The following is a 21,033-nucleotide window of genomic DNA, read 5'->3' on the forward strand; positions in this document are numbered from 1 at the left end:
TTGAAGATGTCGTTCGGGTCCCGGAGCGCTCACATAGTCCTTCCACATCCGGGATTGCCGTTTACGGTCGGAAACGTCTTGCACCTAACTGTGAGATCCGCAATGCCGTGGTGTTGCCGGGTCGGCGTACCGGCATTTCACCCAGCACGGGCCGAGCGTCCCTCTCGTGTGTGAGACTCGCCTTGGTCAGCGCGAGTTCCGCACGTGCGCGGGCCACCGGTGGGGAAAGAGCAATCGCCATGCCCGCTGGCACGAACCTTGCTAAGTCATTTGGTAAAGTCGGCGGCCGCCCGGTGATTTTACCTAAATTGTCATGGGCGACGTGCGCGATGGATATGTTCTGTTGCTGTCCGCTCTGTTTGCCCGCTAAGATCGAAGTCAATGAAGACTACCGGCTCATCCCATGTTCGTGCGTCGCTCAAAGCGTTGCTGCGGCGTTGCGCGCGGCCAATTTCGGTTATCTGTCTCACCACGCTCTGTGTTACCCCGCCTGCCCGGTGCAATATCCGCGGGCTTCGTATCCGGGCGGGCGGAGCCATTTCCACCGCTCCGGCGGCCAGTTTTCCAGTGAACGGCGATATGACGCTGCGCATTCTGGTTAAGCGCAATCCGTGGGACCTTGTGGCGCACGATATCCTGACGTTGCAGGACGCGGACGGCAGCAGGCGGTTCTCCCTGGGAGTGAATACTTCGCCGTGGATCACGGCGTACTTCTCCGATAACGGCTGGTCTTCGGGAACTCACCGGTACGGCGGGGACGGGGCTGTTCCGCACGGTTGCCCGTCGGGAACCACCTACGAAGACTGGTGGATGGTGTTCAAGGCGCCGACGGCCGTGGCTGATGGCTTTTTCCGACTCTATCGGGGCGGCGTTGTCGCGTACCTCGACAACGGTACCACACTTTACGAGTTCATCATACCCGCTGGAACGGACGTGAACTGGAAGGGGAAGCCCCTGACCCTCAGAATCGGGGATTCGAACCCGAATACGATGGCGGACTACCAGGTGCTGGACGTATGCTGGTGGAAGTCAGCGTTGACCGACGCGGACATCGCAGCCATCAACAATCGGCAGATCGCCAGCATAACGGACGACAGCGTGCGACACCTGTCGGACATCTATTGGTACGTTCGGCCGAGCAATACCTATTCCGATCATCTGACCTGCGAGCTGGGCGAATGCACCGGGAATACCGCGCGCGATGCCACGTTCTCCGGGGACGTGTCCTATACCGTCGATACGCCGCGCGTTGCGGGATGGGAGCTTCCGGACGATCTCATTCCGCCCGATCCCGGGCCGACACCCATCGACGTGAGCGCGACCGACAGCACCCTGACAGCCATGGTTCAGCCCGGCAGTGCGAAGACGGCCTCCCGCACGCTGGTTGTGAGCTCCGGCGTGCTGTGGCCATATTCCAGCGTTGCGGAACAGGCGCTTGGCGCGGGCGCAGTGGCTGACGCCAGTGTGACGGGCCTGAAGCCGGGGACCACGTATTACGTGACCGGAGAGTGGGCAGACGCTTCCGGCAACGTGGCGACGCGCCAGGTGCCGGTCAGAACGTCCGGGTCCAGTGAGCCGATTGCCGGACCGACGCATTCGCTGCATTTCACCCGGGGCGCGGAGGCCGTGACGTCTCTCGATGCCGCCGGCTTACAGCCGCTGTTTCTCCGTATGCCATACGAATCGGACGCAACGATCCGCGTGCTCCTGCGATGCGCGCCGACGATGCACGGCCCCTGCTGGTTCATCTGCCAGAGGGCGGATGCCGCGGGCGCTTTCGGCTATGCGAGGTTCGCCATCGGACTCGACCAGTACAGCGATCTGTCCGCGCGGGTGAGCGACGGGCAGCAGACATTCGAAGCGAACTCCGGCGAAACGGTGAGCAGCACGAGTTTCGACGAGGTCTGGATGGTCTATCGTGGGCCGACTCAGACGTCAGACGGCTTTGTCCAGCTCTACAAAGGGACGGTTCTGAAAGCCAATACCGCCATTCCGGCCGGAACGGACATGACGTGGAAGAAATGGGACGCCCAGTTCGTGCTGGGAGGATACGCGGACTGGAGCTACAACACGTCGATCGATTACGAAATGCTGGAACCGGCATGGTGGACAAAAGCGATTTCGCCGCAAGATATGGCGGCTATTTCCGGAAAGCCGTTGTTCTCCCTGCCCGATTCGGTACGGCAGACGGGTGACCTTTACTGGTACGCCCGGCCTCACTCCGCAAACGGCCTTGTGGAGCCGGACCTCGGCGCCTCGATTGGCACCACGCCGACCCGCCAGAAGGGCGCCCTGACCCTGAACCCCGGCACCATCGCACCCCTGTTTGCCAGCGGAACAGACGGGACCATCACCTACAGCGATGTGGTGCCCGCGGGATTCGGTGGGTCCGGGTACACTCACTCGGACGTCGTAGACGCACTGCTGGCCGCCGCCGGACTCACGCGCGCCGGCGACTCGTTCCCAAGACTGAACCTGCAATCCACCGGCGATTCCGCCACGGTGATCGACATCGCGGATGCACTGGCGGTGGCGCGATCGGCGACCGGGCTGGCTTCGTAAGGTGAGCGCGACGGGTATCCGGTTGCAGGCGTCAGCAGCCTGAGTACTACCCTGTCGCGATCTTCAGCAGCCCCGTTTCTTCGGTCCCCCCGCCGATGCCGGCCTCGAACTGGCGGGCCTTCTCCTCGATGCGCGCCATCAAGGCGTCCACCATCTCGTCTTCCTTGTACTTGCGGACGATTTCGCCGTCCTCAATGAGGAGTCCCACGCCTACGCCGCCCGCCAACCCGACGTCGGCGTGGCGCGCTTCGCCGGGGCCGTTGACCTCGCACCCCATGACGGCCACGCGCATCGGGATCTTCATCAGGTCGGGTCGCTCGCGGAGGCGTTTATCGACCTCGTTGGCCATGGCAACGATGTCCACGTCGGCGCGCCCGCAGGAGGGGCATGAGATCAGCGTGATGCCGCTGGCGCGAAGGTTCAGCGCACGAAGGATCTCGTGGCCGGCCTTGGCCTCCTCGCAGGAGTCGCCGGTGAGCGAGACGCGGATCGTGTCGCCGATGCCCTGGCTCAGCAGGGCGCCGATGCCGACAGCGCTTCGGATATTGCCCTGCCACGGCAGGCCGGCCTCAGTAACGCCAAGGTGGAGCGGGTAGTCGAACTCTTCGCTGGCCATCTGGTAGGCCTTGATCATGGTGGGCACGTCCGTGCTCTTGAGGCTGATGATGATGTCGTGGAAATCGTTGTCTTCGAGCACGTGAACGTGCTCCTTCGCGCTGTCCACCAGGGCCTCCGGAGTGGCGTCCGGGTATTTCTTGATGTTGACGCTGCCGGCGTTTACTCCAATGCGGATGGGTATCCCCCGTTCTTTCGCGGCGTTGCATACCAGCGCCACCTTTTCCGGGTCGCGGATGTTGCCCGGGTTGAGGCGTAGCTTGTCCACACCCTGCTCAATGGCCTCCAGCGCGAGTTGGTACTGGAAGTGGATGTCGGCGACGAGCGGGATATTGATCTGCCGCCTGATCTCGCCGAGGCATTTGGCTGCCGCCATGTCCGGTACGGCCACGCGGATGATCTCACACCCGGCGGGGATCAGTTCCCAGATCTGCTGAACGGTGGCGTCTATATTGGTTGTCTGCGTGGTGGTCATCGACTGTACGCTGATGGGCGCGTCTCCGCCGATTTCCACGTTTCCCACGCGGACCTTATTGGTTTTCTTGCGGTGAATCATGCATTCCTTCCCCAGTGCGGCGAATTGCCGCCGCCTCCATTATAGGGGAACGCGGCGAGAGGGAAGGAAGTTGCACTCTGAGGGCTGAGGGCTGAGGGCTGAGGGCTGAGGGCTGAGGGCTGAGGGCTGAGGGCTGAGGGCTGAGGGCTGAGGGCTGAGGGCTGAGGGCTGAGGGCTGAGGGCTGAGGCTGAGGGCGCTATGATTTGTGAACTGTCGTCGCGAGGAAGTCCAGCCGTTCCATGAACGACCGAAGCGTTTGAGGCGATGCATAGTCCATGTAGTGCGGCCATTGCAGCAGACGAACGGACCATTCGGACGCGTCCGCGGCTGACCGAACGGCCTCCATCGGGACGTCCAACCCGGAACCTCGGAGGCCGGCGTGGTAGGCTTCCACCATCGCGTTACACGGTACCGTTCCACCCGCGAATTCAGCGCGTTGGTACAGGAAAGAGACGTCTTCCGGCCCACGCCCAACCGAGGCGCAGGTCCAGTTTGTCCAGACGAGGTCGCCGCATTCGCCAATGAGGATGTTGCCAACGTGGCAGTCGCCGTGAATGAGCGTTGGTGGAAGCGCGGCCAGCGGACCGATCCGGCTCTGAACGGTCTGAATCTGTGCTTCCAGCCAACGCAGACGGTCCTGCCCCAGGATGGGCTCGAACCGGGGCACCGTGGACAGGTAGGTCCAGCATTCGCGAGCGTGGTTTGTATCCGCGTCCGACACGTCAAGGGTACGATGCCCGAGGAATCCGCATGCAGCGAGGTCATCCGCCCCGTCCCAGAATGTTGCATGCAGTCGCGCGAGATCGCCCGCGGCCTGCAAATAGAGCGCCTCCGTCCAATGCTCAACCGGAGGCGACGGACTGTACGATCCGATCAGCAGAGTAATGCCAACGCTTTCATCCGTGCAGATGCCGTGGACCTTGGGCGGGGAGATCGGAAGACGCGGTGCGAGGTGCCGATAGAAGAGCGCTTCACGCTTAAGGGCGGCGATGTGGTCCGGTGGCCCGCCGGGGAGCTGCGCTTTAAGGACGAATCGCGATTCATCCGACATTGTCAGCGCGTATGCATCGCAAGCTCCGATGCCCCCCGGCAGCACCGAGACCTCGGCGATGCTTGCGGGGTCCATGCCGATCACGGCGAGGGCTGCGCGCGCGATCTCGGTCGGGGAGCCCGGTGAACTTGTCTGTTTATCCATCCGATCACGCCGCTTCTCATACCGTCGCATATGTGCTGGACGTAGACTCTACCTTGCCGCGCCGACCTTGATCTGGCGGAAGCGGGCATACGGGGCGCCGTGGGTCATCTGGGCCACCTGGCCGGGGTCGCCCTTGCCGCAGTTCTGGATGCCGGTCATCCGCCAGAATCGTTCGTCGCTCAGGCCGTCGCAGGAGTTCCAGAAGTCGGGCGTGATGCTCTGGTAGGTCACGTTTTTCATCATGCCGGCCTTCTTGCCGTTCACAATGCGCCAGAACGCGTCGCCGCCGAACTGGAAATTGTACCGCATCTGGTCGATGCTGAATGATCCGCGCCCTTCGATGTAGATGCCATCGTCCACGCCGGCTATGAGATCGTCCGGCGTGCATGCCTGGCTTCCAGGCATCAGCGAGAGGTTCGGGATCCGGACGATCGGCGTGTGCGACCAGTGGTCGGCCCTGCTGGCGCCGGTGGAGCGATTCAGCTCGATCGCGCCGGCGACCTCGCGGCTGGTACCGTAATTAACAAACACCCCGTCCTTGATGATGTGCCAGCGCTGTGCGGCGACGCCGTCATCGTCGAAGCCCTGGGTCGCCAATCCGTGCTGAAGGGTGTTGTCCGCGACGAAGTTGATAAGCGGCGAACCGTACTGGAACGTCCCCAGCTTGTCCGGCGTGGCGAACGAACGCCCGGCGAGCGATTCCTCCATGCCCAACGCGCGGTCGAGTTCGGTTGGGTGGCCGACCGACTCGTGGATGGTGAGCGCGATGTGGCCCGGGTCCAGAACGAGGTCGAAGAAGCCCTGCGGGCACTCCGGCGCCTTCAAGTGTTCAATGGCCTGCTCGGCCACGCGTTCCGTATTGGCGAGAAGGTCCGCCCGGTCCACGTTTTCCCAACCGGCGGTGAGCGGTGTGGGGATGTACGAGCGCGAGCGAGCGTCGCCGTCCCCCACGGCGGTCGCGGTATAACCGCACGATGAGGTGGTCACATCACTGGTGAGCCACGAGCCCTCCGAAGTGGCCAGGGCGCGTTCCTCGCCTTTCAGCAGAATCCATGCGTTCGCCTTTTTGATGCCCTCGCGGGCCAGAAGCGCGCGGTTGATCTCCAGGAGCAGGCCGGTCTTCTCGGTAACGCCAATGGTGAACGGATCGACCAGGGTGGGAGTGCGGAAATCGGTAGTCCATGCCGGCTCGGGCACGAGTACAACCGGATCACCCATCACGGAGGCGCCCGCTCGCGCGATTTCAACCGCGTCGGCGGCTACCGCATCGACGCAGTCAGCCGATACGCTGCCACTGGACGCAAAACCCCACGCACCGTTAACGAGTACCCTGATTCCGAAGCCGAAGTCGTTGGTGTCCGCCAGGTTGCTGACGCGCGTGTCCTCGGTAGAGATCACCTGCCGGCGAATCCGCAAGAACCGGACGTCAGCGTATGACGCCCCGAGGCGGGTTGCCGTATCCACGCCCCGAAGGGCTAATTGCCTGATTGAGTCGTTCATATTCAGTAGTACCTGTTTTCTCAACGCGGAGGTCGCGGGGACGCAGCGCGATATGTCACCGAAGGGGTTTCTTGAGGCCTCCGGCTTCGAGCATGCCGTTGATAACGGTCATTGTGCGCGGATCGGACATCCGTTGAATGGCGGCCTGCGTCTGGTCGCGCACGTCCTTGTCCGGATCGTTGAGTGCGGCGATGAGTGGTTTGAGGGCCCGCGTGTCCACGATTTTTCCGATGGCCACGGTGACGGCGGCGCGCACGAACTGATTGCTGTCCTGAAATGCATCCAGGAGCGGTTCAACGGCGCGAAAATCGTTGCATTCTCCGAGCGCCTCGGCCGCCTGGATGCGCACCTGCGAGTGCTGGTCTTTGAGCGCCGGGAGCAGAAGGTCCACGACCGCCGGCGTCCCGATGCGCCCGAGGCTGTGCAGCGCCTTGAGGCGAACCTCCTGCTCGACGTCCTGCAAGGCGCTTGAGAGCAGGGGAACGGCGCGCTCGTCACCGGTATCGCCCAGCACGTCCATCATCCAGCCGCGATGGGCGGGGTCGGCGTTCGGCAATTCCGCTTCGATGCGCCCGAACAGCGTTTCCAGAACGGTGCGGCGGACCTTTTCATACGTGCCGACCGGCATCTCACGCGGCGGCGTGGGCCGCGTGGGATCCGCGTGCGTCACGTTGTCCAGGACCTGCAACTCCCGCCACCAGGGAACATCGCGCAGGAGGTCGTGCCAGAAGCCGATAGCCTCATCCCCAGTGAAGGACTCGGCTGCGCTGATGGCCTTCAAGCGGACGAGCCAATCGGGGTCACGTTTGACCACCTGCCCGAGGGCGTGCAGCGTCGTGATGTCCGCCTTGCGGCCGAGCGATGCGACGGCCGCGACGCGAACGGCGGGATCCGGATCTTTCAGCAGGTTCAGCAGCGCCCCCACGGCGTCCGGGTCGTCCAGTGCGCCCAGAGCCTCGGCGGCCCAGGCCCGCGGGCCGGCGTCCATGCTGCGAAGGCGACTCTGGAGATCCGCCAGCGTGAGCGGTCCAATGCGAAGCGCGTTGAACAGCCTGATTACGTTCTCGGGGCCCCACTGGCGCTGCGTCTGAACCGCCGCGAGCACCCATTCGTGGGCCCGCCCGCGGTTGATGACGAGCAGGTTGTCGAGGGCGAGGCGCTGGGCCTCCGTCACCTGGGCGAGCGCGGCAAGGTCCGGAGCGAACTCCTGCGTCGAAAGCGGGCCGGCAGTCAGAGTCGCGGAAGCGTCAGTGATGGCGCCTGTGTGTCTGGCGCACGCTATGAGCTGGGTGTCGGCATCGTGCCATATCTGAAGCGCCTCCGCAGCGCGGTCCCGCGCTGCGGGGCTCAGCTCGCCGAGGAGTTCCACGGCCTCGGCGCCGGCCCACGCGCGCACGGCGCGGAGCGACGAAGTGGGCTGCTCCGGTGCGGACCGAGCGGGATCGGCGATCGGCGGCGTCGGGCCGAGGTCTACCGGAGGCGTTGGCGGCGGCGTGGGTTGAAGGGCCTGAGCCGCCGCCGCGACGGCGAGGGTCTCGTCCTCGCCCTCATCGAACTCCTCGTCCTCTCCGTGGAATAATCTGTCCCACAAACTGCGTTTCATTGCGTGGCCTCTCCCGAAGGCGGGGCGGCGCCCCTACATCCAGATTTATGGTACGCCGTGCGCGGGAGGCAAAGCAAGGGAGAAGGGCCTGGGGGTTGGAGGTCAGGGTTTGGGGCGGCGGCGTAAAGCTGCAAGCAACGGAAGGATTGAGACGCACAAGAGCGCCAGTGAGCCCGGCTCAGGAATGGAGTTCGTGGGCGCGAGGCGGAAGGCGTGGCGCTGGCCGTTCAGGAACCCGGTGCCGCCGATCTGCCCGGCATTGTTGATGCTTCTAGCGTACGCGAGGTTCCAACCGAGAGCGGGATCGATGAGCGTATTGAGAATGACCATTCCGTTCTTCGTGCCCAACCATGCCTCGGTCGCATCTTCGTCGAGGTACTGGTTGCCTACCCAGGCTCCGGCATCGTTTATGTCCCGGCCAAAGGCAGAACCACCCAACTGGGTCACGGTTCCGTTGGCCCATCGAATCGCGGGTCCTTGGTCGGTGGTACCGATGACACCACCCAGATTGTTCAGCGCCGAAGCAGACAGGAGCGGGGTGAGCCGACGATAGTCATCTGGTGGCGCGAATGAATAGGCACCTCCGCCGCCGGATACCGGGTAGACGTAGCTGCTCAAGACGGTACCGCTGTCGTTCATATCGTAAACGGCGGGACGTATCCCCGGGAGCCATGGAGTGGCAAAGCACTGGACCCCCGTGATACCAATGTAGTACCCGCCGGTGGTGTCGGCATACGCGATATCACCCAAGTTGTTCGGGCGCGTCAGGGTGAGCAGAGCGTCTGCTTTGGCCAGCGACTCAAGACCAACGCCGTCTGAATAGCGCTGAATGTCGAGTACGCCATCGCCAGAGGTCGCCATCGACACTTGCCCCCGGTCGTTTATCCCGCCAATTAAGAGGAAGTAAGGATTCGATGCCAGGAATTCCAAGCCAACGTTGTCCGTATACCGGAATGCCTTCCCGTCAGCCGAGAAAGCGACCTGGCCGCGTTCGTTGAGGAAGACATCGCGCTGGGACGTGGATCCAAGGTCGAGGATGGTATAGGCGGACGGCGCCGCGCTGAGCGTGGCCGGCGCAAAGATCGAGACGCAGATCAAAGCGAGAGAAAGAAAGCGCATCGTGGTTCTCCAAGCGTGCACATCGGGTGCCGCGAAGTGGCTCGCGTGGCGTGATGTGCCATTACGTGAGACGGCGGAGAGTTTACGCTCGTTCCCTCAAATGGCCGGCGGCTACTCCCTTGAGATGGTGAGGCCCTGGAAGTCGAGTTTGCAGGGGATGATGCGAACGCCAGTGGCGCTGAGCGCATCGGTGAGCTCCGTGGACCGGCCCTTCTCGGCGAAGAACACCAGGCACCCGCCACCGCCCGCGCCGCCGGCCTTGCCGCCGATGGCGCCATTGCCGCGCGCAAGTTCAAAGAGCGTTTCGATACGCTCGTTCGTCACGGACGCGTCCAGGCATTTCTGGTTCTCCCAGTTTTCCTGCAGGAGGCCGCCGAAGCGCTCCCACTCGGAGTGGCGCAGCGCATCCGTCATCAGCACCGCAATCTCGCGAATCCGGTAGAGGGCCCGCACGGTCTCGTTCTTGCCGGCGCGGAAGGCTCCCCAGACGTTGTCGTGGATGTTGCCGCTAAGGCGTGACTGGCCGGTGTAACACAGGACGAGACGGGTTTCCAGTTCGGTGACCGCCTGGTCATCCAGTTCCACGGATTCGACGGTGACCTTGTCCGTGAAGCGCATCAGGTTTATCCCGCCGAGCGCCGCGGCATACTGGTCCTGCTTTCCGCCGAGGATGCCCAGCACGGATTCGAGATTGTAAGCCAGTTCTGCGATGCGCTCTTTGTCCTCACGGGATGAGATGCGCGATTGCACGAGGCTGAGCCACACGACGTTGAGGGCGGAGGATGTGCCGAGGCCGGAGCCGGCCGGGAGGTCGCTGTTGTAGGACACCCGGATGCCGTTGCCATCCTGGCCGGTTTCCATCTCGCCGTACACGTACTGGGCGACGGCCGCATTGAGAACCGCGCCTCCGGCGGATTCGGCGAAAATGGGAACGTCTGTCCAGCCGCCCGCAAAGTCGATGCGCACTGGCGCCCTGCTGGTCAGTTTCATAATGCTCCTTCGAGTTGCGCAGAAATGAACACAGCCGCCAGCCCGATACGGGCTGGCGGCTGATGAGAGCGCCGGACTCAGTAGGCGTACGTGCCCATGAGTTCGAATGCGTTGGGCCGCTGCGTGTAACCCTGACCGCGGAAGCGTTGCGGGATGATCTGAACGCTGATCGATTCGGCGGGAGTGATGTCATGGGCGAGGGTGACGGCGAATTCGAAGCGGTCACCCATGTCCGGCAAACCGTTGTGATATTGCACGGCGTCACGAAGTTGGAGCGACCCCTTGGTTTTGTCCGTGAACCGGTAGTCCAGGCGGCCGAAGAACGCCTGAGTATTAGGCCCAAACGGGTTGCCGATCAGCAGGTCCTTGTTTGTCCACCCGACTTGCGGCACGATGCCCATGTAAGTTTCGCGGTCGGCGCTGTAGATTTCGAAACGGCCGTCGCCCCGTTTGCCGAACAGTTCCGGGAAGCGCATGCCGAAAACGTATGCCAATTTGCGCGGAACATTTCCCACACCGAGCCCGGACGGAGCAGAGATGTCGTCCAGGATCAATTCGCCGTACGCATCCGCTTTGCGATTCAGGTGGGCCACCAGGTCGACCTGGGCCATGTAGTTGAACGTGTCGTTGCCGGCCGAGCTTGTGGAATGGCCGCCAAGCCTGGAGCGGTTGATGACGAGGCGCTGATATGCGTAGAACGGCATGACGAGACTCAACGGGTTCGGCGCGTGGGTGGAAATATAGGCTTCGCCGAGGCCGAGCTCCAGACGTTTGTTGATGCGGGATTCCATCCGGCGGAAGCCGAAATACTTAGGCCCGTCCAGATCGCGGAAGCCGCCGTATACCTGCGTGCCGATGAACCGCCCGAGCGGGCCCCATTTGAAGGCACCGCGCGCCTTGACCATCACCATTCCGGGGGAGTTATCGCTCAGCAGGCCATCGCCGGACGCCAGTGGGCCGGAGGACAGGTAGGTTTTGCCGACTTCCCAATCCATGCCGAGGCCGCGGAAGTTCGCGGTGGCGACATCGATGGCCGGGAACGCTTTGGGGAGCGAACTCGTGAGTTGGTGGAGGTTGTTCACGGACAGGGCCAGGAAGACGTTGTCGTTGACATCGTAGATGCCGCCGACACGGCCGGTGACGTTTACCTTGCTCTCACCGCGGAATCGCCAGTAACGAAGGCCGCCATAAGCGGAAAGGCCAGGCGCCTCCGGCACCAGCGTGGGTTTCGCCGGATGGTCGAGCGTAATCTCCAGCGCCGCTTCAACCGCCTGTTGAACGGCGGGGTCATAGCGGAATGAGCCGGCCAGGCGGCGCAGGAGCGCCGGGTCACGGTCTGTGCCCATTCCGGACGTATAAAGGAGAAGGGCTTGGGCGGTCAGGCCGCCCAGTTCGCCGCGGGTGAACTGGCGTGTGGCCTGAAAATCCCGGGCGGCATATCCGGGCAGCAACCCGTCTACCGCCAATGACGACAGCGCCATATACTCCCACCGCTCCCAGGGGATAATATCCATCAGATGCTCGTTGTACGAGCCGTGTGTGGCGGCGGGCGCGCGGGGAGCCTCACGGGGCGGGTTTGTCTTCGGGGCGGAAACGGGAAGCTGGTCCGCGGACGGAAGCTGGACGTCGTCGAGAACCTGTACCGTCGCTCCCTCCACGGTGGACACGCGTCCCGTGGCGGACTCGTTTTCCACCTTCGTCAGCACGATGCTGCCGACCTTCACACCGGAGTGGAGCACGGGGAGTTCCTGCCCCACGGTCAGGCCGGCATTGGCCCCGGCGCCGATCACGGCTGTGTCCGCGGCGGGCATGGATGTGATGGACGCGTTGCTGCCCTCAGTGTGTCCGGGCGCGGCGAAAAACGGGTACAGAATCGCGATCGCCAGGATACGCAGGATGCCATGATGGCGCATTAATATGCTCCTCTACCAAAAAGAACGGCTGGAATAGTACGGAGGAGAATGGATAGGTCCTGCTTAATGGAGCACTTGTTGATGTACTCGAGGTCCATCCTCATCCATTGCTCAAAGGATATGTTGCTGCGTCCGCTGATTTGCCAGATGCAGGTGATCCCGGGGGTGACGCTGAGGCGGGGAAGCATCCAGTCCTCGTATTTTTCAACCTCCGAGGGAATCGGCGGCCGCGGCCCCACCAGGGTCATCTCGCCTTTGAGTACGTTGATGAGTTGGGGCAGTTCGTCAATGCTGCCCTTGCGTATCCATGAGCCAACGCGGGTAACGCGTGGGTCATTCCGGATCTTGAACACCGGACCGTCCACTTCGTTCAGGTGCGCTATCTCATCACGCCTCTTTTCGGCATCGGCGGTCATCGAACGGAATTTGAGACAGTAGAACGGACGATGGTTCCTGCCCACGCGGACCTGCCTGAAGAAAATGGGGCCGCGGGAGTCGATCTTGATAGCGATAGCCACCAGAAGGAGGAGCGGGGAAAGAACGACGAGCCCGACGGAGCAGAGGACAACGTCTATGACACGCTTCGCGAGGAGATAACCGCGCGCAAGCGGGACGGGAGGGCCGGGCGGCTTCGCCCGACTGAGGTTTGGGGATTCCGGGACGGCGTCGCTCCTCGGGGCATCGTACCGTTTGCGGAACGGCATCTTCAGGAGGGGTCCGATCCGCATCTGTTTATCCATTCCGCGGCTTCCATCAATGAATTGAATATGTGGTCGGGAGGAGACGGCCAACGTTTCACCTCTTCCGCGGGCGTGAGGCCCGTGGCGACCGTGATGACGGCGCATCCGGCGGCTCTTCCGGCGCGGGCGTCGATTTCGGTGTCTCCAATGAAGAAACTATGAGCCAGGTCCAGGTCATAATCCCGGGCGGCCTGGGAGAGCATACCGGGCAAGGGTTTGCGGCATGCACAACGGTCTTCGTCGCGGTGCGGGCATACGTAGAAGGCAGTGATGTCGCCGCCCGCCTGCTGAATAACCGACCGTATGCGTTGGTGTATCTCGCTCACGTCGGTCATCGTGTAAAGGCCACGAGCGATTCCACTCTGGTTTGTGATTACCACGATGGGCCAGCCGGCATTCGAGAGGGCGGCGACTGCCTGGGGGACGCCGGGCAGCCAGCGAAGCTGTGAAACGTTTCGGATGTAGTCTCCCTTGACACCAACATTGATGACGCCGTCTCGGTCCAGAAATATGGCTGGCCTGGGCATTCAGGGTTTCACCTTGTTCAGCCGCTCCGCGTACATGGACTGATAATACGCCCGGTACTCGCCGGATTTCAAGGGTTCCCACCAGTCACGACGCTCGACATACCAGGCGATGGTGGACGCAAGGCCTTCGGTGAATTCGATGGCTGGCGACCACCCAAGTTCGCGGATTGCGTCCGAGCAGATTGAGTAGCGACGATCGTGGCCCGGCCGGTCGCTTACCCGGCGAATCAGCGTCTCATCCTTACCCAGATGAGTGAGTATCTGCTGGGTAATCTCCCGGTTCGAACGCTCGTTTCCCCCGTCGATATTGTAAACTGCTCCCGCCAGTCCCTTTCTAAGCGCCAGGTCGATACCGCGGCAATGGTCGTCCACGTGGATCCAGTCGCGGACGTTCGCTCCGTCCCCGTAAAGCGGTAGAGATTGGTCGTCCAAAGCGTTGGTTATGAAGAGGGGAATCAGTTTCTCCGGGTACTGGAAGGGGCCGTAGTTATTCGAGCCGCGCGTGATGACCGTGTCCAAGCCATAGGTCGTTCCGAAGGCCATCACCATCATCTCGCCGCCCGCCTTTCCGGCGGAGTATGGCGAAGAGGGCGCCAGGCGATCGGTTTCGCGGAACGAGCCGCTCTCGATACTGCCGTAGACCTCGTCGGTCGAGACTTGCAGGAAGCGTTGAACGCCCGCCGATCGGGCCGCTTCCAACAGGACGAACGTCCCCTTGACGTCGGTTTCGATGAAGGACGCCGGGTCCATGAGCGAGCGGTCTACATGGGTTTCCGCCGCGAAGTTCAGTACGGCGTCTATTCCGGACATCGCCCCTTCGACGGCTTCGGCGTCGCAGATGTCGGCGTGAAGAAACCGGTATCGCGGGTTGTCCGCTACCGCTTCGAGGTTGCGGAGGTTGCCCGCATAGGTGAGTTTGTCCAGCACCAGCACCGAATCATCCGGGTGGGTGGCAAGCGCCATTTTCACGTAGTGGGAACCGATAAAACCGGCCCCGCCTGTTACGAGGAGTTTCAAACAGCATCTCCAGCGGCCCCCGTTGGCGCCGCGACGGTCGATTTCAGGCCACAGTACAGCGGGAACAGCGTCAGGTGATCTTGACGTCCCAGTTGTAGGGAATGCCCGGGTCGTCCCACGGACGGCGGAACTCATCGGGTTGCTGGCGGTCGTATAGGTTGTCCGTGAAGTTCAGCAGCAGGCATGGCCCATCACCGAGGCATTTGTAACCGTGAAGGATACCGATGGGGATGACAAGGGTGACATGGTTGTCATCACCCATAAACACTTCCTGCACCTCGCCGAACGTGGGGCTGTCTTCGCGGGCGTCGTAAAGGACCGCCTTGATCATCCCGCTGATGACGCACCAGATATCGTTCTGGCGGGCGTGGTAGTGCCACGCCCGGATGATGCCGGGGTAGGACTTGCTCACGTAGACCTGTGCGAAATGCTGGAAATGGGGGTCGGATTCGCGCAGGATCTCCATGAGGAAACCGCGTTCGTCCGCGTTGGGCTTCAGTGGGGCAATTGTGACGCCGTCGATCATATGAGCTCTATCCTGGAATCGTCGCCGAGTGTGAAACGGTAGACGCGCGGCCGGCTGTCCACGCGTGTGAGGTGTACGTCCCTGGCAATCAGAGAATCCGCCATCCGGCCGTCAAGGTTCCGGACGGTTGTGTTGTCGAGGATGATGGAATGCTCCATCTCCACGTTTTCCAGCGTCACGTTGTTCGCGATGCTGCTGTACGGGCCGATGAACGCATTCGAGATGCGGCAGTTCCGGCCGATGACGACCGGTCCGCGAACGGTGGTGTTCGTCAGGACCGTTCCCTCGCCGATCTGCACCCGGCCAACGGCTTGCGACGCGGCATCCATCGTACCGCCAATCAGCCTCGGCACGGTGTCCAGCACCGTCCGGTTGGCCTCCAGGATGTCATCCTTCTTCCCGGTGTCCAGCCACCAACCAGAGAGCTCGTGGCTCAGAACCCGTTCGCCCCGGTCGATGAGGTCTTGAATTGCATCGGTGATCTCGAGTTCGCCGCGCGCGGAGGGTTTGATGCGCGCGATGGACGCGTGGATCTCGGGAGTGAAAAGGTAGACACCCACGAGGGCCAGATTGGACTTTGGCTCGGCGGGCTTCTCTTCCAGCGCCGCGATTGTACCGTCCGGGTTCAAAAGCGCAACGCCGAAGTCACGCGGGTTTGAGACTTGCTTCAGCAGTATCTCCGCCGCGGGCTTCTCTCTCTTGAACTCCTCGACGAACCCGGCGACGCCACCCTCAATCAGGTTGTCCCCGAGATACATCACAAAGGAGCTGTCACCGAGGAAATCGCCGGCGATCGCCACTGCGTGGGCGAGCCCGAGCGGGGCATCCTGGTGAATGTAAGTAATCTGAACACCCCAGCGCGATCCGTCGCCCGTGGCCGCCATCACCTCCTCGCGGGTATCACCGACGATGATCCCTATGTTGGTGATCCCGGCGTCCCGGATGGCCTCGATGCCGTAGAACAGGATGGGCTTGTTGGCTACGGGCAGGAGTTGCTTTGCAGATGTGTATGTGATGGGGCGGAGGCGCTTCGCTTTTCCGCCGGATAGAATGAGTGCTTTCACGGCAAACTCCAGCGGTTGGGGAGGCGGCGAGCCTCCCCAACCGGAACCGCAGTTACATCAGGCTCCGGACTTCCGGGTTTTTCCGGCCGGCGCGCCGGATTCGGATGAGGCGGAATAGTGGCGATAGTCGGCGGACCTTGGGGCGTCGCCGCCGACGAGCACGACACCAATCAGTTGAGCGCGGCCCGAGGTGGTCAGCTTGGCCACCGCGCTGCGCGCTTCGTCCGGCGTAATGGTTCCCGCCTCGATAACAAGGATGGTTGAGGCCGCCAGGGAGGCGATGATGGCGGCATCGGAGACAACGCCGATGGGCGCGGTATCTATCACGACCAGATCGCCGACTTCGGCGAGGTCATCCAGAGCGGCGCCGAACCGACCGTTCTCGAGCAATTCGCTCGCGCCGGAGGACACGGTTCCGGCCGGCAGGACGTAAAGGCCCGGAATCCGGGTCGCCTGCCTGGCGTCGCGGGCCGGTGCGCCGGCGGACAGGACGTCCGCGAGCCCGGACGATGCATTTGAGCCGAAATAGGATGCCAGGCGCGGGCGCCGAAGGTCGGCGTCCATGGCCGTGATAGTGAGTCCGGCCTGCGCGAGCGATGCGGCGAGGTTGGCAACGACAGCGGATTTTGCGTCGCCGGCTCGTACCGCGGTCGCGGCGATCGATCTGGGTGGTGTATCTCCGCCGGCGAATCGAACCGATGAACGCAGAGACCGGAATCCCTCGGTGATCTCGGACGCCGGCTCGGACTCTACAATCAATACATTGCCGGCCGGGATTGCCGGGAGGTGGGCCAGAACCGGGAGTTTGAGTTCGCGCTGAACGTCCTCTGCGGTGCGCAGGTGTACGTCAATCGCGGAAAGGGCAAAGGCGCACAGGCAGCCAAGGAAGGCGCCAAGAAGGAACAGGGCAATTACATTGCGCATCCTGGGCGCGGATTTTTCGCCAGGCGCGGTGGCAACGGCGATGACGCGGGCATTTCCCTGACGGATAACGCGGTTGCTCTTGGCGTCGATGAGACGCTCATTAAGGTATTGGTATTCTCTTTCCGCGAGACTCTCCGCGCGCATCAGCCGGAGCATTCGCGCTTCTTTCCCGGGCAGTGCGGAAAAACGGTTGTCCATCTCGCCGATCAGCCGTCCCAACGCGGTCTGGCGAGCCTCCAGGCCGACAATTGTGGCCGCGAGATCAGCGGCTTTGCCCGCAAGCGCGAAATGGACCGGCTCGGGAGTGAACTGCTGCTCGATGGAATCCTTGAATTGAGCGTTCAGCCTGCGCTGAAGATTGGCTAACTGCGCTTTCGCGCTCATCACGGCGGGCCATTCGTCGGTAAAGCCCTGAGCGCGGAGGCCGGCCAATTCCGTTTCCGCTTTGATCAAGTCGGATCGGAGGCCCTCCTTAACGGCGTTCAGTTTGATGTTTGGCGCGATGACAAATCTCTGTTTCTGCGGGCCTCCAAGTTGCTGGAGCACGTTGCCTAGGCTGGCCCGAGCATCGGCGATCTCAACCCGCGCTTTGCCACGATCTGCATCAAGAGAGGCGGCTTCTTCGGCGGCGGATTTCAACTGGGTGGCAGAGTCCACCAGGCGGTTGGTCCGCTGGTACTCGGCCAACTGGTCTTCCCTGATGCGCAGTGTTCTTGAGGCGCCGGAGTTATCGTCGCCGATCTGGGCCTTGAGGAAACGCACGCTGCGTTCGTCATTGGCGACCTTGGTCATGCGGTCTTGCCAGACCATCACGGCAGCCATGGCGTTGGCGGCGAGGCGCGCCTGGTCCGCGGTCGGAGCGGTCTGCGTAATTGTAACGATGTCAGTGCCGGTCTCACCCTCTTTTGCGCTGACGTCCCACACGAGTTCCGACTTGCTCATGTGCTTGCCGTGCCACACATTCAGTCCGTCGCCGGCTTTCAGGATCGCATCCTGCTTTTCTTTTGGAGAGAGATTCAGCCAATCCACGTGGCCAGGACCGAATTCGAGGCCCTCCACGAACTTGGACGTCATGATGGTGCCGGCGTTTGTCAGTACTTCTGATGATGATTTCGACTGAGTGATGTTGCTGCCGCGCTTCTTGGCTGTGCCCGAAACCTCGTCCAGGTCACTCAGGATGCCGATGAGCTTGGCGGCGAGGGCGACCTTCGCATACTCGGAGAGTTTCGTCGAAGCCGGCGCGTCTGTTGCGCTGACCATAGAGGCGCCTGCTTCACCGGTGACGCCCAAAGACCCCAGCGCCTTCAACATCGCAGAATCAGCGAGTTGGCGCATATTCTCACGGACTGCGTGGTCGCTACGGCCAGGCCGCCCGTGAGACCAGCCGGAACTGAGGGCTGATGTATTCGCAATCCGCGCCAAAGTGTCCAGGTTCTTCCGAAGGGCGGGCGCCATCTTGATGACCTTGGTCTGCTGGAACGACTCGAGGCTGGCTGAGGGCTGATCATAGAGCGCGATACGAACCGGAGTTACATACTCCGAATCGAGAACGTCCGTCTGAATCACCGTGCTGATGTCGTCCAGGGTGGCGGAATCCGTCAGGTCGAGCGGAATACGAGGCGCGAGGTCGGTAAGCGCCCTGGCGATTTGCTGATAGCTGTTGGTTTCCACGAAGTGCGACGCCTGCTTGGTGGAAAGGGCAGACCCTGTGTTGAGGCCGCTGCCGAGGATACCGGCACCCATCCCGCTGATCGAATATCCAGACGGGCGTTCAACGAGGACTTCGCTGGTCGCCTTGAACGCTTTGGCCGATGTGTAGTAAGTGAAAGCTCCGGCGGCGAGACCCAGGATGGCGAAGGCGGCGACGACCTTCCAGCGCTTTGATATGACGCGTCCGTAGTCTCGAAGGGACAGATGCTGTTGTGGTTCCAAGGTTCCGCGGACCTCCTGAATGGGCTCTCGGGCGTCTGATGCCGGTTTCCAGTCGACACGACACGTCCACATCTTTATCGGGATGTAAACGTTGATTAGCGAGGACTGGGAGATGCTCCTATTCTACCATTCTTCCCGCAGGTGTTTCAAAGCGCTGAAGGGTGACGGTTGTGTGCGTGGAAGGCATCGTACGGATGGCACGGGCACGGGGCGAAAAACGGGCAGGCGCATCTGGCACGGGCAGGCGGCGCGATCGACGACGTATGGCGCTCATTGATGGCGCCGGCAGGGGCTTCGAGGCCGGTCGCGGATATATAAACGCGGATAGATAAACCTTGACTCGAAACCGCATTGGGTGGTAAGATTAGTTCGCTTATACTGCGTCGGCGCGGCTTGGGGCAGTGGTCTTCAAGCGGTGGCGGCGCTAAATCTTTGTTTAAGGGAGGCACGTCCTTTCCACGCCCCTCTGCGCCGGTTGCAGGATCATAGCCGGTTGCCCAGACTGTGTGAAAGACGGGAAAACGAATGGTAGACGAAACCCAAACGAACGAACCGATCGAATTCGCCGCTGCTGAAGCGGTTGAGGTGGAGGCCGCGGCGGCCCCGGAACCGATCGAGGAACCCAAGGCTGAGGCAGCCCCCGAGGAGCGAAGACCGCTTCCTGTGGTGGGCGAGCCGACCCCGTCTTCACTGGATAACATGTCTGACGCGGAGTTGTTCGGCGCGCACCTGTCGCCGGGTTCGGAATACACAGGAACCTTCCGCACGCTGAGCGAGGGTGATGTGGTGAAGGGCGAAATCGTGCGCATCGACCGGGAAGGCGTCCTGGTTGACGTGGGCCAGAAATCCGAAGGCTTGATCAAGCCGCAGGAGATGGGCCGCGAGAACGCGGACGAAGCCCCTCTGGCCGTGGGAGATACGGTTGACGTGATGGTGATGCAGGGCGAAACCCCCGAGGGCCAGCTTCTGCTTTCCAAGAAGCGCGCCGATTTCGAAAAAGCGTGGGACCACGTAATTGAGGCCCAGCAGAACGACGAGATCATCCAGGCGATGGTCACGGATCGCGTGAAGGGCGGCCTGGTGGTTGACCTCGGCATCCGCGGGTTTATCCCGGCGAGCCATGTGGGCAACGGCAAGGTTCGCAACCTTGAGAAGTACATCGGCGAGGCGCTGCCGTTGAAGGTCATCGAAGTGGACAAGGAGCGCCGCAAGGTCGTTCTTTCCCACCGGTTGGCCACCGAAGGCGAGCGTGAGAAGCAGCGCGAAGAGACGCTTGAGACCCTGCGCGAGGGTCAGGTTCGGGCCGGTGTGGTTCGCCGCATCACCGATTACGGCGCTTTCGTGGACTTGGGCGGCGTGGACGGCCTGCTGCACATCTCCGAGATGTCCTGGAGCCGCATCAAGCACCCGAACGAGGTTGTGAAGCAGGGCCAGGAAATCCAGGTGATGGTGCTGAAGGTCAACCTGGAGCAGGGCCGCATCAGTCTCGGCATGCGCCAGATCCTTCCGGATCCGTGGACCGAAGCCAGCAAGAAGTACCACTCCGGTGACATCATTGAGGGCAAGATCAGCCGGCTGGTTCAGAGCGGGGCATTCATGGCGCTTGACGGCGGCATCGAAGGCTTCATCAAGAACAGCGAGCTGGCCCAGCGCCGCGTTGCCCGCCCTGAGGACGTGGTGAAGGTTGGCGACGCCGTACAGGTGAAAGTTCTGGACGTGCGCCCGGACGAGCGCCGCATCGAACTGAGCCGCAAGAGCCAGGAGAAGCGTGAAGAGCGCGAACAGGGCGAACGCGGCGAACGCGGTGACCGTGGTGACCGACAGGCTCGCGAGTACCGCCAGAAGCAACCGGATGACCGCTTCACCCTCGGCGACAGCCAGGGTGATGCGCTGGCCGCCTATAAGGCCGAACTGGAAGCCGCGGAAGCCGAAGCGGCTGCGGCCACCCCGGAAGAGGCTGTGGAAGCTGCCCCCGAGGTTGCGGAAGCTGCTCCCGAGGTTGTCGAGGCGGCCCCTGAGGTTGCGGAAACCGCCCCCGAGGTTGTGGAAGCTGCCCCCGAGGTTGTCGAACCGACCCCTGAGGTTGTGGAAGCGGCCCCCGAGGCAACTGAAGCCACCGAGGAGACCGCCGAGGTCGAGCCGAAGGCGGCAGAGTGACAGGCCGTCCTTGAGGCGTTTCGTGGGAGAGCCCGGCCATGCGCCGGGCTTTTCTGCGACTGAAGGATTCGGCGGCCGGGTGGATCAAATAA

At 62.5% G+C, this 21,033-nt stretch carries 15 protein-coding genes; 2 read left to right on the forward strand and 13 right to left on the reverse strand.

Going from position 1 to position 21,033, the window contains the following annotated elements:
- Positions 1 to 381 precede the first annotated feature (381 nt).
- On the forward strand, positions 382 to 2,562 hold the full coding sequence (locus VGM51_12510; protein ID HEY3413856.1) for a hypothetical protein: 2,181 nt from the start codon (positions 382 to 384) through the stop codon (positions 2,560 to 2,562).
- 46 nt (positions 2,563 to 2,608) lie between these two features.
- Here the strand turns inward: VGM51_12510 and ispG are convergent, their stop codons facing one another.
- The 13 genes from ispG to VGM51_12575 form a co-directional block, all read right to left on the reverse strand.
- On the reverse strand, positions 2,609 to 3,733 hold the full coding sequence (gene ispG / locus VGM51_12515; GenBank protein ID HEY3413857.1) for a flavodoxin-dependent (E)-4-hydroxy-3-methylbut-2-enyl-diphosphate synthase: 1,125 nt from the start codon (positions 3,731 to 3,733) through the stop codon (positions 2,609 to 2,611).
- 197 nt (positions 3,734 to 3,930) lie between these two features.
- Positions 3,931 to 4,929 carry an aminoglycoside phosphotransferase family protein gene (locus VGM51_12520; protein HEY3413858.1) on the reverse strand — a complete coding sequence of 333 codons (999 nt, stop codon included), beginning with the start codon at positions 4,927 to 4,929 and terminating at the stop codon, positions 3,931 to 3,933.
- A 48-nt stretch (positions 4,930 to 4,977) separates the two neighbouring features.
- Positions 4,978 to 6,429, reverse strand: coding sequence for a TldD/PmbA family protein (locus VGM51_12525; GenBank protein ID HEY3413859.1), 1,452 nt, complete (start codon positions 6,427 to 6,429; stop codon positions 4,978 to 4,980).
- A gap of 55 nt (positions 6,430 to 6,484) precedes the next feature.
- Positions 6,485 to 8,032, reverse strand: coding sequence for a HEAT repeat domain-containing protein (locus tag VGM51_12530; protein HEY3413860.1), 1,548 nt, complete (start codon positions 8,030 to 8,032; stop codon positions 6,485 to 6,487).
- Between the two features lie 102 nt (positions 8,033 to 8,134).
- Positions 8,135 to 9,151 carry a PEP-CTERM sorting domain-containing protein gene (locus VGM51_12535; GenBank protein ID HEY3413861.1) on the reverse strand — a complete coding sequence of 339 codons (1,017 nt, stop codon included), beginning with the start codon at positions 9,149 to 9,151 and terminating at the stop codon, positions 8,135 to 8,137.
- Between the two features lie 111 nt (positions 9,152 to 9,262).
- On the reverse strand, positions 9,263 to 10,141 hold the full coding sequence (locus VGM51_12540) for a hypothetical protein (GenBank protein HEY3413862.1): 879 nt from the start codon (positions 10,139 to 10,141) through the stop codon (positions 9,263 to 9,265).
- A 77-nt stretch (positions 10,142 to 10,218) separates the two neighbouring features.
- Positions 10,219 to 12,054: a capsule assembly Wzi family protein gene (locus VGM51_12545; GenBank protein ID HEY3413863.1), complete on the reverse strand. Its 1,836-nt coding sequence runs from the start codon at positions 12,052 to 12,054 to the stop codon at positions 10,219 to 10,221.
- A complete protein-coding gene (locus tag VGM51_12550) occupies positions 12,054 to 12,794 on the reverse strand; it encodes a sugar transferase (GenBank protein ID HEY3413864.1) in 741 nt (246 codons plus the stop codon). The genes VGM51_12545 and VGM51_12550 overlap by 1 nt, the downstream gene beginning before the upstream one ends.
- Positions 12,761 to 13,321 carry a D-glycero-beta-D-manno-heptose 1,7-bisphosphate 7-phosphatase gene (gene gmhB / locus VGM51_12555; GenBank protein HEY3413865.1) on the reverse strand — a complete coding sequence of 187 codons (561 nt, stop codon included), beginning with the start codon at positions 13,319 to 13,321 and terminating at the stop codon, positions 12,761 to 12,763. Before gmhB ends, VGM51_12550 begins: the two co-directional genes overlap by 34 nt.
- A complete protein-coding gene (gene rfbB, locus VGM51_12560; GenBank protein ID HEY3413866.1) occupies positions 13,322 to 14,338 on the reverse strand; it encodes a dTDP-glucose 4,6-dehydratase in 1,017 nt (338 codons plus the stop codon). It lies immediately after the preceding gene.
- Positions 14,339 to 14,408: 70 nt separating this feature from the next.
- Positions 14,409 to 14,864, reverse strand: coding sequence for a dTDP-4-dehydrorhamnose 3,5-epimerase family protein (locus VGM51_12565; protein ID HEY3413867.1), 456 nt, complete (start codon positions 14,862 to 14,864; stop codon positions 14,409 to 14,411).
- Positions 14,861 to 15,928: a glucose-1-phosphate thymidylyltransferase gene (locus VGM51_12570; protein HEY3413868.1), complete on the reverse strand. Its 1,068-nt coding sequence runs from the start codon at positions 15,926 to 15,928 to the stop codon at positions 14,861 to 14,863. The genes VGM51_12565 and VGM51_12570 overlap by 4 nt, the downstream gene beginning before the upstream one ends.
- A gap of 57 nt (positions 15,929 to 15,985) precedes the next feature.
- Positions 15,986 to 18,784, reverse strand: coding sequence for a polysaccharide biosynthesis tyrosine autokinase (locus VGM51_12575; protein ID HEY3413869.1), 2,799 nt, complete (start codon positions 18,782 to 18,784; stop codon positions 15,986 to 15,988).
- A gap of 525 nt (positions 18,785 to 19,309) precedes the next feature.
- Here VGM51_12575 and rpsA point away from each other — a divergent pair.
- Positions 19,310 to 20,941: a 30S ribosomal protein S1 gene (gene rpsA, locus VGM51_12580; protein ID HEY3413870.1), complete on the forward strand. Its 1,632-nt coding sequence runs from the start codon at positions 19,310 to 19,312 to the stop codon at positions 20,939 to 20,941.
- Positions 20,942 to 21,033 lie beyond the last annotated feature (92 nt).

It is taken from the genome of Armatimonadota bacterium (genome assembly GCA_036504095.1).
Classification (GTDB): Bacteria; Armatimonadota; DTGP01; order JAKQQT01; family JAKQQT01; genus DASXUL01.

Excerpts from the sequence above, each read along its gene's own strand:
- VGM51_12510 (HEY3413856.1), top strand. The coding sequence starts at position 382 with ATGAAGACTACCGGCTCATCCCATGTTCGTGCGTCGCTCAAAGCGTTG.
- ispG (HEY3413857.1), bottom strand. The coding sequence starts at position 3,733 with ATGATTCACCGCAAGAAAACCAATAAGGTCCGCGTGGGAAACGTGGAA.
- VGM51_12520 (HEY3413858.1), bottom strand. The coding sequence starts at position 4,929 with ATGGATAAACAGACAAGTTCACCGGGCTCCCCGACCGAGATCGCGCGC.
- VGM51_12525 (HEY3413859.1), bottom strand. The coding sequence starts at position 6,429 with ATGAACGACTCAATCAGGCAATTAGCCCTTCGGGGCGTGGATACGGCA.
- VGM51_12530 (HEY3413860.1), bottom strand. The coding sequence starts at position 8,032 with ATGAAACGCAGTTTGTGGGACAGATTATTCCACGGAGAGGACGAGGAG.
- VGM51_12535 (HEY3413861.1), bottom strand. The coding sequence starts at position 9,151 with ATGCGCTTTCTTTCTCTCGCTTTGATCTGCGTCTCGATCTTTGCGCCG.
- VGM51_12540 (HEY3413862.1), bottom strand. The coding sequence starts at position 10,141 with ATGAAACTGACCAGCAGGGCGCCAGTGCGCATCGACTTTGCGGGCGGC.
- VGM51_12545 (HEY3413863.1), bottom strand. The coding sequence starts at position 12,054 with ATGCGCCATCATGGCATCCTGCGTATCCTGGCGATCGCGATTCTGTAC.
- VGM51_12550 (HEY3413864.1), bottom strand. The coding sequence starts at position 12,794 with ATGGATAAACAGATGCGGATCGGACCCCTCCTGAAGATGCCGTTCCGC.
- gmhB (HEY3413865.1), bottom strand. The coding sequence starts at position 13,321 with ATGCCCAGGCCAGCCATATTTCTGGACCGAGACGGCGTCATCAATGTT.
- VGM51_12565 (HEY3413867.1), bottom strand. The coding sequence starts at position 14,864 with ATGATCGACGGCGTCACAATTGCCCCACTGAAGCCCAACGCGGACGAA.
- rpsA (HEY3413870.1), top strand. The coding sequence starts at position 19,310 with ATGGTAGACGAAACCCAAACGAACGAACCGATCGAATTCGCCGCTGCT.